Source organism: Blastococcus sp. SYSU D01042, from assembly GCF_054050515.1.
In genome coordinates this window covers 140,102-153,238 of record NZ_JBJGZM010000010.1, presented here as the reverse complement: position 1 = coordinate 153,238, position 13,137 = coordinate 140,102, and the positions used below count along the sequence as shown (strand labels likewise).

Below are 13,137 nucleotides of genomic sequence, written 5' to 3'. Positions count from 1 at the left end.
ACGGAAGAGCCCCCCCACCCCCCCCGGCACCCGGGGGCCCCCGCGCCCCCCGGCCGCCGGCGCGTGTGGTGGGTGTGCGGGGGTCAGCGCGCGGCCGCGGCCGCCTGCTTGGCGAAGAGCTCCTGCAGCTGGGCGACGAACTCCGCGAAGTCCGTCCCACCCGCGGTGAGTGCCCGCCGGCTGGTGACCAGCGCCTTGGGCCAGTTCACCGTCACGGCGCCGATGAGCGTGCCGTCGTCGTCGGAGTACAGGACGGCGGCCTTCGCCGGGTCGGCGCCGAGGTCGCCGACCACCTCGTAGCGGCCGCCGCGCGAAGCGTGCCCGACGACCTGCAGCTTCCAGTCGTACTGGTCGCTCCAGACGTACTCCAGCGGGCTGTAGGGCTGCAGGTCGTCGGCGTGCACGATGTTGTGCGCGACGGCGGCGGCCTGCTCGACGGCGTTGGTCCAGTGCTCCAGACGCACCTCGGCCGGGTAGCGCGGGTCCTGCCAGCGGGCGACGTCGCCGACGGCCCAGACCCGGTCGGAGTCCACGGCCCGGCAGTACCGGTCGCAGACGACGCCGTTGTCGACCAGCAGACCGGAGTCGGCCAGCCACCCGTCGTTGGGCACCGCGCCTATCCCGACGAGCACGGTGGCGGCGGTCAGCGTCGAGCCGTCGGTGAGGCGGACGGTGAGGTCGCCCGCGGCGCCGTCGATGCCCTCGACGCCCACCCCGAACCGGGTGTCCACGCCGCGGCGGCGGTGCAGCTCCTCGAGCGGCCGGCCCACCTCGGGGCCCACCAGCCGGGCGAGCGGGGTGGCCAGCGGGTCGACCACCGTGACCGCGTGGCCGAGCGTCCGGATGGTCGCGGCCGCCTCCGCGCCGATCACGCCACCGCCCACGACCACCACGGGGCCACCGCCGGCGAGGTCGGCGCGCAGCCCGTCGACGTCGGCCAGGGTGCGGATGACGTGCACGCCCGAGTCGGCCGACCACGGCGAGGGGCGGGCCACGGCACCGGTCGCGACGACGACGTGGTCGAAGTCGAGCACCGCGCCGTCGGCCAGCACGACCTGCCGCGCGGCCACGTCGAGGCGGACGGCCGCGACGCCGAGCCGCAGCTCGAGGTCAGCGGCCGCGGTCGCCTCCGGCGTCAGCAGGGCGAGCCGGTCCAGCGGCCACTCCCCCGCCAGGTACTGCTTGGACAGCGGCGGCTTGTCGTAGGGCTTGTGCGCCTCCTCGCCCACCAGGACGATGCGGCCGGCGAAGCCCTCGCGGCGGAGGGCCTGGGCGGTGCGCACCCCGCCGACGGACGTGCCGACGACCACGACGGTCTGGGCCACGGGGCGCCTCTTTCTCGAGCAGGAGCAGGTGGGGCCGGACGTGCCGGAGCCCCGGCGGTCGCGTGCGCGTCCGCCGGGGCTCCGAGGATGTCAGCCGATCTGGATCGGGAGCATCCGGGGTCCGCGGATCTGACCGGTCGACCAGCGCATGGGTGCGCCCTCGGCCAGCGAGAACTCGGGGATCCGGTCGAGCCACACGTCGAGGGCGACGCGCAGCTCCATGCGGGCCAGGTGCGACCCGGCGCAGCGGTGGATGCCGAGACCGAAGGCGGCGTGCCGGTTGACCTCGCGGTCGATGACGACCTCGTCGGCCCGCTCGAAGCGCTCCGGGTCGCGGTTGGCCGCCGGGAAGGGAAGCAGGACCCAGTCCTCCTTCTTCATCTCGACACCGCCGAGCTCCACGTCCTCCTTGACCAGGCGGGCCATGGTGACCGGGGCGTAGGCGCGGAGGAACTCCTCCACCGCCGTCGTCCGCAGGGCCGGCTCGGCCACGAGGCGCTTGCGGTCCTCGGGGTTCTTCGCCAGGTGCCACAGCGAGGCGCCGATGGCGCTCCACGTGGTGTCGATGCCCGCGATGAGCAGCAGCGCCATCGTGCCGACCACGTGGTTCGGCGCCAGCTTCTGGCCGTACAGCTCGGCGTTGATGAGGTAGGTCGTCAGGTCGTCGCGCGGGTTGTCGATGTGGTCGCGGACCTGCTCGAGCAGGTAGGCGAACAGCACCTCGGTGGAGGCCTCGCGCTCCTCCGGCGACCGGTTGATGCCCTCGAGCGCGTTCTCGACGAAGACCTTGAACTTCGGCGCGTCCTCGGTCGGGAAGCCGAGCATGTCCGCGATCACCCGGATCGGGATGTGCATCGCGTACTCGGTGGCCGCGTCCACGAGGTCACGGCCCTCGAAGGAGTTGATCAGCGAGTGGCAGAACTCCCGGGTGGTGATCTCCTGCTTCGCGACGTTCGCCTTGGTGAACGCCGGCAGCAGCAGCTTGCGGGCGTCGTGATGGAACGGCGGGTCGGACGAGATCGGGGGGACCCCTCCGACCGGCGCCAGGTCCAGCGGGGGCCGGTAGTTGCCCACGATGATGGCGCGCGAGGTGAAGTGCTCGGTGTCGTAGGCGATGGCCTGGACGTCCTCGTACTTCGTCGGCAGCCACGCGCCACCGAAGCGCTCGGTGCGGGCGATCGGACAGCGGCCGCGCAGGTCGTCCCAGATCTCGTGGGCGTTCTCCGCGTACTGCTCGTCCATGTGCGAGAAGTCGGTGGCCCAGTCGGAGACCGGGCCGTCCATCACCTCGAACCGGGTGAGCTCGGCGGGGTCAGCTTTCTGGAACGGCGAGTCGGTGAACCTGTCATCGACGGTCATTCAGGCCTCCTCATGGACGAGAACAGCGGACTCGGGGCAGTTGGCTGCAGCGAGACGGATGTCGCCCTCGCGGCCGGCCGGCACGTTGCCGTCCGCCGTGAGCGCGGTGAGCGTGGCGTAGCCCTCGTCGTCCTCGCCGAACAGGTCCGGGGCGAGGTCGTAGCAGCGGCCGTGGCCCTGGCACAGTTGCGAGTCGATCTGCACCTTCATGTGCGGGTTCCCATCTGTTCTCCGGTGCGGGCGATGCTCGTCACGACGCGGGTCAGCAGCGCTGTCCAGTCCCCGTCGTCGACGTCGTGCAGATCAGGGGTGAGCAGCGCGGCGCCGATGCCCAGCGAGGTGGCCAGGTGGGCGATGGCACGCGCGGACACGGTCGCGTCGATCTCGCCGCGCAGCTGCGCCTGCTCGACCAGCCGCGTCATCCACTCGGCGCGCTCCCGCACGTAGGCGGTCATGGCGGCGGCGACCTCCGGGTCGCGACGGGCGGCGATCATCGCCTCGACGGCGAGGTACCGGTCCTCGTCGGGCTTCTCGCGCAGGCTCACGCCGCTGCGCAGGAAGAGGTCGACGATCGACCGCTCGGGGTCGGCCGCCAGCATCTCCTCCATCGGGCGCCGGCCGTGCGTGCGCAGCGCCCCGACCAGCAGCTCCGCCTTGGAGGCGAAGTAGGCGTAGAGCGCGCTGTTGCTCAGCCCGGCCTCGCTCGCGATGTCGGACACCCGCGTGCCCTCGTAGCCGCGCCGCGCGAACACGTCGGCCGCAGCACGCAGCAGCCGCTGCCGTGTCTGCGCGCCGGTTGCGCCCGCGATGCGTCCCACGTCATGAATTGAACAGTGATTCACTTAACAGGTCAAGAGACACGACCGGAGGAGTCGGGGAGAATCCGTGCAGGTGGACGCCGAACGCGGGACGGAACCAGGGGACGACGACGTCGTGCGCGACGGGTGGGCCGGCGTGCTCTTCGTCACGCCGACCGGGGAGGACGCGTTCCGGGCAGCCCCGCGTCGGCGGCAGCCCGAGCGCTCCTTCGGCGGCGCGGTCGTCGCGCAGTCGCTGCTCGCCGCCGGGGCGACGGTCGACCCCCGCCGCACCGCGCACTCCCTGCACGCCTACTTCCTGCGGGCCGGGGACGCGACCGCGCCCATCGGCTTCGACGTCGAGCGGGTGCGGGACGGCGGGTCGTACAGCACCCGCCGGGTGACGGCGACGCAGGGCGGCCGGCCGATCCTGGACCTGACCGCCTCCTTCCAGGTGGCCGAGGAGGGCTTCGCCCACCAGGTCCCGCAGCTGGACGCACCACTCCCGGAGCAGCTGCCCACCGCCCAGGAGGCCGCGGCCGACGTGGACGGGCCGCTGCGCGCGTGGTTCGACGGGCTGACCCGCCGGCACCCGTTCGACATCCGCTTCGACGGCGACCTGCCCCGCGTGGCGGCGGCCCGCGGCGAGGCCGCCCCGCCGAACCAGCGGTTCTGGATGCGCTCGCTGGAGCCGCTGCCCGACGAGCCGCTGGTGCACGCGGCGGCGCTGGCCTACGCCTCGGACATGCTCATGCTGTCGACGTCCCTGGCCCCGCACGCCCGCGCCGTCGGCGCCCCCGACGTCGCGGCGGCCAGCCTGGACCACGCGGTCTGGCTGCACCGGCCGGTCCGCGCGGACGAGTGGCTGTGCTTCGAGCAGGAGAGCTCGTGGGCCGGCGGCGGGCGCTGCCACGTCTCGGGCCGGCTGTTCGACCGCACCGGCCGGCTGGTCATGACCGTCGCCCAGGAAGGCATGGTGCGCCCGCTCGGCCCGCGCTGACGGCGTCGTTCCGGAGTCAGTCCTGCCGGTCCAGGCGCTGCCCGGCACGGCGGGCGCCCAGCGAGCTGACCATCGCGCCGAGGCAGATCACCAGCAGGGTGATCGCCGTCCACCGGTAGCCGGTGACCAGATCGGCCACCCCGTCGTCGGACACGTCCGAGATGGTGCCGGCGAAGACGTAGCGGCGGAGCTCGATGGGCAGCGGCGTGGTCAGCACGGTCAGGATCACCGCGGTGCCCAGGACGGCGCCGGTGTTCTGCAGCATCAGCCGCATGCCGTTGGCGATGCCGAGCCGCTCGCTGGGCATCGTCGCCAGCAGCACCTGCGTGTTGGACGGCATGAAGAGCCCGGACCCGGCGCCCACGAGGATCAGGGCGGCCATCACCGCGGCGTCGTTCACCTCGGCGCCGGTGAGCAGCAGCAGCACGGCGAGACCCGCCGCCGTCGCCGCGTTGCCGAGCACGGTGAGCGTGTGCGCCGCGATCCAGCGCTGGAAGAAGCCGGAGGCCGCGGAGAAGACCAGCGCCGACACCGCGAGCGGCAGCACCTTCCACCCCGCCGAGAGCGCGTCCTCCCCACCCACGGCCTGCAGGTAGAGCGAGACCAGCAGCACGACGCCGAAGTTGCTGATGGCGTTCAGGAACGACGCGCTCAGCCCCCAGGAGAAGCTGCGGTCCTCGAACAGCCGCGTGTCCATCAGCGGGTCGCGGACCCGCCGCTCGACCAGCAGGAAGGCGGGCAGCAGGACCGCGAAGGCGATGAGCCCGCCGGTGACCACGGGGTGCGACCAGCCCAGCGAAGTGGCCTGGGAGAGCGCGACGAGGCCGCAGCCGAGTCCCAGGAAGGCCAGCAGGTTGCCCGGGACGTCCAGCGCCATGCGCTCACCCGAGCGCGGCACCGGCGGCAGCGCCAGGATCCCCCAGACCAGGCAGCCGATCCCGACCGGCACGTTGGACCAGAACAGCCACTGGACGCCGACGTGCTCGGCGAGGAAGCCGCCGAGCGTCGGGCCGACCAGCTGGGCGACGGAGAACGACGCCAGGTAGATGCCCATGCCCTGGCCGAGGCGGTGCCGCGGGAAGGCGCCGGTGACCAGGGCGGCGCTGTTGGTGAGCAGCATCGCCGCGCCCGCGGCCTGCAGCACGCGGCAGGCGACCAGCCACCACGCGTCGGGGGCGAATCCCGCGAGCAGGTTGCCGACGGTGAACACGGCCAGGCCGGTGAGGTACATCGACCGGCGGCCGAAGAGGTCGGCCAGCCGCCCGAAGGAGACCATCAGCAGCGTCTGGGTGAGCATGAACGACAGCAGGATCCAGCTGGAGGCGGTCGCCGAGGCGTCGTACTCGCGCGCCACCGCGGGCAGCGCCACGTTCAGGGCGCTGTTCGACAGCCCGGAGAACATGCTGGCCAGGCCGACGACGGACAGCGTGCGCCAGGCCAGGCGCATGACCTCGGGATCGTCCCGGAGCGACGGCGGCTCCGGCGCGGGGACCGCGGGGATGACCGGCTCGGGCGCGTCCACCGCCCCGGACGTGCCGACGACCGGCTGCTCGAGCCCGTCCGGACGCGACGCGGTCGACCAGGACATTCGCACTCCCCACTGTCCCGGCAATCCTAGAACAGGGCTCTAGAGCGGAGGACGGCGGTGCGGCATGCTGGCCGGGCGGCGCGCACCGGCGTCGCGCAGTCGACGGAAGGCGGATGCCGGCAGTGGATGCGGTGGCGATGGGTACGAGGACGAGCGGCTCGGGCGTGCCGGCGGGGGGTGCCTGAGATGGCGCTGGACCCGTCGGCCGTCGGTCGCGAGGGGGCCGTCCACGAGCGCAGCTGGACGTCGAAGGACGCGCTGCTCTACGCCGTCGGCGTGGGCGCCGGGCTCGGCGAGCCGAGCCAGGAGCTGAGCTTCACCACGGAGAACAGCCACGGCGTGGAGCAGCAGGTGCTGCCCACCTTCGGCGTCCTCCTCGCCCAGGCCCCGGGCGTGGGCATCGGCGAGTTCAACCGCGCGATGCTCGTCCACGCGGAGCAGGAGATCCGGCTGCACCAGGTGCTGCCGGTCGAGGGCTCCCTGCGCGCCCAGGCCCGCGTGGAGTCGATGGAGGGCAAGCGCAGCGGCGCGCTCGTCACGTCGTCCTCGACGGCGGTCGACGCCGATGGCAAGCCGATGATCACCACCCGCAGCTCGATCTTCATCCGCGGCGAGCAGGTCGAGTCCACCGGACCGGTCGCGACCGACGACTGGGCGCAGCCCGACCGCGCGCCCGACTGGGAGATCACCCTGGCCACGCGGCCGGAGCAGGCACTGCTCTACCGGCTCAACGGCGACCGCAACCCGCTGCACTCCGACCCGGCGTTCGCCGCCCGGGCCGGCTTCGAGCGGCCGATCCTGCACGGGCTGTGCACCTACGGCATCACCGGGCGCGCGCTGCTCATGTCGGCGATGGACGGCGACCCGGGCCGGTTCCGCGCCATGTCGGGCCGGTTCAGCTCGCCGGTGCTCCCCGGCGACGAGCTGACCGTGCGCATCTGGCGGCAGGACGGCGGCCCCGAGGGCGCGCTGCTGTTCCGCACGCTGCGCGGCGACGGCACGGTCGTGATCGACCGGGGCCGCGCGGAGGTCGGTGCTCCGGAGTGACCCGTGGTCAGGCGCCGGCGATCGCCGTGCCGGCGCCTGGCTGCGGTTCCGCCTCGTCCGCCCAGGATCCGTCACCCGGGTCCGCGGCGTCGAGGGGCGGCGCCTCGTCGGCCAGGACACCGAGCCGCTCGATCATCGCGACCGCGGCGTCGACGATCGCCTCGGCCTCGCGCCTGGTCCGGCTGGCCATGACCTCGCGGCCCGCCTCGCCGATGACGGTGGTGAGCACCGAGACCGTCACCCGCCCGATGGCGTCGTCCCGGGCGCGCAGCAGCAGGGAGTTCTGGCGCAGCCACTCGTGACCGCGGGTCCGCCGCATCAGCTCGAACCCGGGCGGGCCGTCCTTGTCGACGAAGAGGCTGCCCAGGGCCCGGCTCTCCCAGGAGCCGCGGAGGAAGCCGCGGGCCCCGGCCACGAACAGCGCGAGCGGGCGCTCCTCCCCCGCCCGGCGGGCGGCGGTCACGCCCTCGGCGGCGCGCTTCTCCTGGCTGCTCTGCCAGTCCTCCCAGAGGGCCAGGAACAGCTCGCTCTTGCCGCCGAAGTGGTGGTAGAGGCTGCCGACGCTGGACCCGGCGCGCTCCACGACGTCCGCGACGCTGGACTCGGCGAAGCCGCGCTCGGCGAACACCTCGCGGGCGGCGTCGAGCAGCACCCGGCGGGTCTCGCCGGTGCGGCTCCACTTCCAGGCGCTGCGCCCGGGAGCGGCGGCGTCACGCGGCATCGGGTCTCCCTCGGGCTAGAACGGCGTTCTAGAACAGCCTAGGCCACCGGAGGGCCGGCGGACCGCAGCACGGACGAGAGACGTGCCACGACCGGGGGCCGGTCACCGCCCCTGGAGAGCGGTGACCGGCCGCCGGGTCAGCGCGGCGAGCTGCCCAGCACCAGGGTCGCGCCGGCCATGAACATGCCGCCGTTGCCGAGCACGACGCTGCGCTCGACGCCCTCGACCTGCGCGGCCGCCTCGCCGCGCACCTGGCGCACGGCCTCCTGGATGGCGAACATCCCGTACATGCCGGTGTGCGTGTAGGACATGCCGCCGCCGTTGGTGTTCAGCGGCAACTGCCCGCCCGGGGAGGTGTGGCCCTCGGCGACGAACGCCCCGGCCTCGCCCCGGCCCACGAAGCCGGCGTCCTCGAGCCCGTACAGCGGCACGTGCGCGAAGGCGTCGTAGATCATCAGGTGGTCGACGTCGTCGTGCGTGATGCCGGCCTCGGCGAACGCCGCCGCGCTCGAGCGCTTGAAGGCGCCGAACGAGGTGAGGTCGGGCATCTGGCTGACCATCGGGGAGTCCGCCGCCTCGCCGGCGCCGAGCAGGTGCACGAGCGGCTTGTCGTACCCGCGGGCCTCGGCCTTCTCCCGCGTGGTGACCACCAGCGCGCCACCGCCGTCGGTGACCAGGCAGCACATGAGAAGGGTGAACGGCCAGGCGATCATCTTCGAGCCGAGGACGTCGTCGACGCTGACGAGGTCCTGCATGAGCGCGCGGGGGTTCTTGTTCGCCCAGCGCCGCTGCGCGACCGCCACCTCGGCGAGCTGCTCGAGGGTCGTGCCGGTCTCCTTCATGTAGCGCAGGGCGGTCAGCGTGAACGCCGTCGGCGGGCCGAAGACGCCGAAGGGCGCCTCGAACTGGCCGTTGAGCGACTGCGGGCTGCGACCCCAGCTCGGGGCGTCCACGCGGGACCGACCGGACTCGCCGTGCGTGATGAGCACCGTCTCGGCCAGCCCGGCGCGGATGGCGCCGGCGGCGTGCCGGACGTGGAAGAGGAACGACGTCCCGCCCACACCGGTGCCGTCCAGCCACTTCGCCTGGATGCCCATGGCGTGGGCGATGCTCACCGGGCCCGGCGTCTGCACGGTCGCGATGCCGTCGATGTCACCGGGGGTCATCCCGGCGTCGGCGAGCGCGTTGCGCGCACCCTCGAGGTGCAGGCTCAGCGTCGACAGGTGCGGCAGCTTGCCCAGCGCGTCGGTCTCGGCGGCGCCGATGATGACGATGTCGTCCTTGGCGCTCATGCGGCACTCCCGGCAGGTGCGAACAGCGGCAGGTGGACGTCGCCGCGCGGCTCGAAGACCACGCGCAGCGGCATGTCCAGCGGCAGCTTCTCGGGGTCGGCCTCGACGTCCACGAGGTTGGTCATCATGCGGACGCCCTCGGGCAGCTCCACGATCGCGATGACGTAGGGCACGTCCTCGGCGAAGCCGGGCGCGGCCCGGTGGCTGATGACGTAGGAGTGCAGCGTCGCGGTGCCGTCACTGACCACCCACTCGAGGTCGGTCGACCAGCAGTGCGGGCACGCGGGCCGCGGGTAGAAGACGTGCTTCCCGCAGGACGTGCACCGCTGGATGCGCAGCTCACCGGCGGCGCAGCCCTCCCAGAACGGGAGGGTCTCCGGGGTGGGCGCGGGGGCGGGCTTGATGGGTGGCGGCACCGGCGTGGTTCTCCTCAGCTGCGAACGGGATCTGACGCGGACTGGACGTGCGCGATCGAGGCCTCCACCGAGATCCGCGCGGCGTGGCGCAGGTCCGGCGGGAGCCCCGGGTACATGTGGTCGACCAGCGCCTCCGGGTCGGAGATGCCGGCGGCGAGGGCCTGCTCCACCTGCTCCACCCGGCGCAGCCGCGCCTGCCGGCGGCGGTCGAGCTCGGGCACCGGGTCGGGCAGCGCCGGGCCGTGCCCGGGGAGGACGACCGACCCGGGCGCGGCGAGCACCGCACCGAGCCGGTCGAGGCTGTCGAAGAACCGGCCGAGCCGGCCGGGCTCGACGACGGGCGAGCCCCGTCCGAGGACCGTGTCCCCGGTCAGCACGCTGCCCTCGGCGGGGAGGAGGAAGCACACCGAGTCACCGGTGTGGCCCGGCGTCGCCAGCACGCGGACCTCCAGGGCGCCCACGCGCAGCACCTCGTCGTCCACCAGCGGACGGCCGGCCCAGCGGCGGCCCGCACCGCGCAGCAGGGCACCGGTCGAGCGGGCGAGCCGGGGCGCCAGCTCGGCGTGGTCGCCGTGCGCGTGCGTCACCCAGACGTCGGTGATCCGCCGGCCCCCGGCCGCGGCCAGGATCGCGGCGAGGTGCGCGTCGTCGTCGGGGCCGGGGTCGACCACGGCGCAGACGTCGCTCCCCGGCTCGGCGAGCAGCCAGGTGTTGGTGCCCTCGAACGTCCAGGCGTTCGCGTTGGGTGCGAGCACCAGGGTGGCCCGGTCGGTGACGGGCAACGGGTCGCCGGCGTGCGGGGGCGCGGTGTCCCGGGTCCACACGACGAGCGCCTCCTAGATCACGGTTCTAGAATTCGACTCACCCTAGACCATGGGTCCGCGCGCTCCCGGGAGCTCCCCGGCGCGCTCCGGCGACCGGCGTCCGCCCTGCTCGGACGCGGTCGAGCGGCTGCGCTCGGCGGCCGCGGCGGACACCCCGAGCAGGCCTGCGCCGGCGTAGAACGCCGCCGGTCCGCTCACCCCGTCGGCGACCGCGCCGAGCAGCACCGCACCGACGGCCTGCCCGAGGGTCAGCCCGATGAAGAGGACGGCCGAGGCCGCGGGCGCGGCACCCGGCGCCCGGTCGGCGGCCCAGGCGAGCAGCACGCCGGAGAGCGCGACGAAGGCGCCGCCGAAGCAGGCCAGCGCCGCAGCCGCCGGGATCGCGGAGGTGGGTACCGCGGCGAGCACCGCCGTCCCCGCACCGGCGACGGCGACGGTCGAGACCCAGGCGGCGGGCAGCCCCACCCGCCCGACCAGCACCCCGCTGACGCCGCCGAGCAGACCGGCACCCCCGAGGACGCACCAGAGCAGGCCGGTGACCCGGTCGGGCAGCCCGCCCTGGTCGGCGAGCAGGTCGCGGCCGAACGTCCAGACCGCGGCGCAGCCGGCACCGGCGAGGACGGCGGCGACCATCGGGCGGACCAGCCGCCGGACGAGCCGGCTGCGCTCCCCCGCACTCCCGGGCGCACCCGCCCACCGCGCGCTGCGGTCGGCCCAGGCGGTGAGGCCGACCGCGGCCGCCGCGAAGGCGGTCCAGGACCAGCGCCACGCCTCCGGGAGGGCGAGCACCAGCAGCCCGCCGGCGACCACGCCGGCACCGGTGCCGCTGTTCACGATCGCCTGCGCCCGCTGCTCGGCGTCGGGCGGGACGGTCGAGGCGACGGCGGCGACCAGCGCCGGCGTGGCCGCACCCGCGCCGCTGCCCGCGACGAGCGCACCGACGGCGAGCGAGGCCCCGCTCCACGCGGTGGCGACGAGCAGGCACCCGAGGGCTGCGGTGCTCCCGGCCAGCCACAGCGTGGCTCGCGCCCGGCCCGCGGCGACCAGCCGGCCGGCCAGGACCGCGGCGCCGCAGTAGCCCGCGTAGCTCCCGGCCGCGATGACGCCGGCCGTGCCGGAGGAGAGGCCGAAGGCCGCCCGGAACTGCGGCAGGTGGAGCCCGTAGCCGTAGCGGGCCAGGCCGTAGGTGACCGCGATGACGGCCATCCCGGCGAGGACGAGGGTCCCGGAACGCCGTGCCGGTCGGATCGCCATAACGATCGTTACAGTAGGCGCATGGCGCAGGGTCCCGCACCTCGGTCGGCTCGCGAGCGGCTGCTCACCGCGGCCGGCGAGCTGTTCTACGCCTCGGGCATCTCCGCGACCGGCGTGGACGCGGTCCTCGCCCGGGCCGGCGCCTCCCCCGCCACGATGTACGCGCACTTCGGCGGCAAGGACGCGCTGGTGGCGGCCTACCTGGAACAGCGGCACGCCGACTGGCGCCGCACGTGGGACGAGGTGCTCGCCGGGCGGACCGAGCCCGCCGACCGGCTGCTGTCGGTCTTCGACGCGGTGGCGGCCTACCGGCAGCACTCGGGCAACCGGCGCGGGTGCGGCTTCCTCGCCGCGGCCACCGAGCTCCCGGCCGGCCACCCCGGGCAGCGCTGGCTGGACGCCGACTCGCGCCTGCTGGTCGACCGCCTGCGCGAGCTGGCCGCGGAGGCCGGCGCCCGGGACCCCGCCGACCTCGCCGCCACGCTGCTGCTGCTCTACGACGGCGCCCTCAACCGGTTCGCCCGCCAGGCCACCACCCCCGACCTGCCGGCGGAGGACCCGCTGCCGCGCGCCCGCGCGCTCGCCGCCCGCGAGATCGCCGTCGCCCTGCGGCACCGCAAGTAGTTGACGCTTCAAGTAAGTGGTCGTACCGTCGCACCCATGGCACACCCCTTCGCCGGACACCTCGAGCGCGTCGCCGCCGCCGGGGCGCACGCCGCCTGGACGCCGGAGGACGGCGCGCTGCCGGCCCTGTACCTCAGCCACGGCGCCCCGCCGCTGTTCGAGGACCCCGCCTGGATGACGCAGCTGTTCGACTGGGCCCGGTCCATGCCGCGCCCGCGGGCGGTGCTGATCGTCTCGGCGCACTGGGAGGCCGCGCCGTTGAGCCTGTCGAGCACCGAGGCGCACGTGACGCCGGTCTACGACTTCGGCGGCTTCGACCCGATGTACTACCGGATGCGCTACGACACCCCGGACGCAGCTGCCTTCGGCGCCCGTGTCCTCGGCGCCCTGGGCGGCGGCGAGCCGGTGCACCAGCAGCAGGACCGCGGCCTGGACCACGGCGCCTGGGTGCCGCTGAAGGTCATGTACCCGGAGGCCGACATCCCGGTGCTGCAGCTCAGCCTGCCGACGTCGGACCCCGACCGGCTGCTGCGCCTCGGCGCCCGGCTGCGCGCGCTGCGCGAGGAGGGCGTGCTGGTGATCGGCTCGGGCTTCACCACCCACGGCCTGCCGTTCCTGACCCGGTCGGACTTCCGGGGGGAGACGCTGCCCGGCTGGTCGGCCGACTTCGACGCCTGGGCCGCCGAGCAGCTGACCCGCGGCGACGTCGACGCGCTGGCCGACTACCAGCACCGGGCACCCGGGATGCCGTACGCGCACCCCACGGTCGAGCACTTCACGCCGCTGTTCGTCACCCTGGGTGCGGCCACCGACCCGGAGGCGCCGCGCGAGTTCGCGATCGACGGCTTCTGGCTGGGGCTGTCGAAGCGGTCCCTGCAGGTCGCCTGAGC

General features: G+C 74.3%; 14 protein-coding genes. 4 read left to right on the top strand and 10 right to left on the bottom strand.

From position 1 onward, the window contains the following. Nucleotides 1-83 precede the first annotated feature (83 nt). The 4 genes from ACI79H_RS17390 to ACI79H_RS17375 all read right to left on the bottom strand — a co-directional run bounded on the left by ACI79H_RS17390 (nt 84) and on the right by ACI79H_RS17375 (nt 3,502). Entirely contained in the window at nt 84-1,325 is a 1,242-nt protein-coding gene (locus ACI79H_RS17390; RefSeq protein ID WP_456555669.1) for an NAD(P)/FAD-dependent oxidoreductase, read from the bottom strand. 90 nt (nt 1,326-1,415) lie between these two features. Then, a complete protein-coding gene (locus ACI79H_RS17385; RefSeq protein ID WP_456555668.1) occupies nt 1,416-2,684 on the bottom strand; it encodes a cytochrome P450 in 1,269 nt (422 codons plus the stop codon). Beyond that, on the bottom strand, nt 2,685-2,894 hold the full coding sequence (locus ACI79H_RS17380) for a ferredoxin (RefSeq protein WP_456555667.1): 210 nt from the start codon (nt 2,892-2,894) through the stop codon (nt 2,685-2,687). Further along, nucleotides 2,891-3,502 (bottom strand): TetR family transcriptional regulator, encoded by a 612-nt coding sequence (locus ACI79H_RS17375; protein ID WP_456555666.1) that lies wholly within the window; start codon nt 3,500-3,502, stop codon nt 2,891-2,893. The genes ACI79H_RS17380 and ACI79H_RS17375 overlap by 4 nt, the downstream gene beginning before the upstream one ends. A 73-nt stretch (nt 3,503-3,575) precedes the next feature. On the opposite strand from ACI79H_RS17375, the gene ACI79H_RS17370 reads away from it, so the two are divergent. Next, complete coding sequence (locus ACI79H_RS17370; protein WP_456555665.1) at nt 3,576-4,481, top strand: acyl-CoA thioesterase; 906 nt, start codon at nt 3,576-3,578, stop codon at nt 4,479-4,481. A gap of 16 nt (nt 4,482-4,497) precedes the next feature. Here the strand turns inward: ACI79H_RS17370 and ACI79H_RS17365 are convergent, their stop codons facing one another. Then, nucleotides 4,498-6,069 carry an MFS transporter gene (locus ACI79H_RS17365; protein WP_456555664.1) on the bottom strand — a complete coding sequence of 524 codons (1,572 nt, stop codon included), beginning with the start codon at nt 6,067-6,069 and terminating at the stop codon, nt 4,498-4,500. 186 nt (nt 6,070-6,255) lie between these two features. Between ACI79H_RS17365 and ACI79H_RS17360 the strand changes: the two genes are divergently transcribed. Further along, nucleotides 6,256-7,116, top strand: coding sequence for a MaoC/PaaZ C-terminal domain-containing protein (locus ACI79H_RS17360; RefSeq protein ID WP_456555663.1), 861 nt, complete (start codon nt 6,256-6,258; stop codon nt 7,114-7,116). 7 nt (nt 7,117-7,123) lie between these two features. Here the strand turns inward: ACI79H_RS17360 and ACI79H_RS17355 are convergent, their stop codons facing one another. From ACI79H_RS17355 to ACI79H_RS17335, 5 genes are all read right to left on the bottom strand, one after another. Beyond that, nucleotides 7,124-7,837 (bottom strand): helix-turn-helix domain-containing protein, encoded by a 714-nt coding sequence (locus tag ACI79H_RS17355; protein ID WP_456555662.1) that lies wholly within the window; start codon nt 7,835-7,837, stop codon nt 7,124-7,126. Between the two features lie 137 nt (nt 7,838-7,974). Next, the gene (locus tag ACI79H_RS17350; RefSeq protein WP_456555661.1) at nt 7,975-9,129 is read right to left on the bottom strand and encodes a thiolase C-terminal domain-containing protein; all 1,155 of its coding nucleotides are present in this window, start codon (nt 9,127-9,129) and stop codon (nt 7,975-7,977) included. Then, the gene (locus tag ACI79H_RS17345; protein ID WP_456555660.1) at nt 9,126-9,545 is read right to left on the bottom strand and encodes a Zn-ribbon domain-containing OB-fold protein; all 420 of its coding nucleotides are present in this window, start codon (nt 9,543-9,545) and stop codon (nt 9,126-9,128) included. Before ACI79H_RS17345 ends, ACI79H_RS17350 begins: the two co-directional genes overlap by 4 nt. 14 nt (nt 9,546-9,559) lie before the next feature. Further along, on the bottom strand, nt 9,560-10,369 hold the full coding sequence (locus ACI79H_RS17340) for an MBL fold metallo-hydrolase (RefSeq protein ID WP_456555659.1): 810 nt from the start codon (nt 10,367-10,369) through the stop codon (nt 9,560-9,562). 42 nt (nt 10,370-10,411) lie between these two features. After that, nucleotides 10,412-11,623 (bottom strand): MFS transporter, encoded by a 1,212-nt coding sequence (locus ACI79H_RS17335; protein ID WP_456555658.1) that lies wholly within the window; start codon nt 11,621-11,623, stop codon nt 10,412-10,414. 21 nt (nt 11,624-11,644) lie between these two features. Between ACI79H_RS17335 and ACI79H_RS17330 the strand changes: the two genes are divergently transcribed. After that, on the top strand, nt 11,645-12,247 hold the full coding sequence (locus ACI79H_RS17330) for a TetR/AcrR family transcriptional regulator (RefSeq protein WP_456555657.1): 603 nt from the start codon (nt 11,645-11,647) through the stop codon (nt 12,245-12,247). A gap of 36 nt (nt 12,248-12,283) precedes the next feature. Continuing rightward, nucleotides 12,284-13,135 carry a dioxygenase family protein gene (locus ACI79H_RS17325; protein WP_456555656.1) on the top strand — a complete coding sequence of 284 codons (852 nt, stop codon included), beginning with the start codon at nt 12,284-12,286 and terminating at the stop codon, nt 13,133-13,135. Nucleotides 13,136-13,137: the final 2 nt, after the last annotated feature.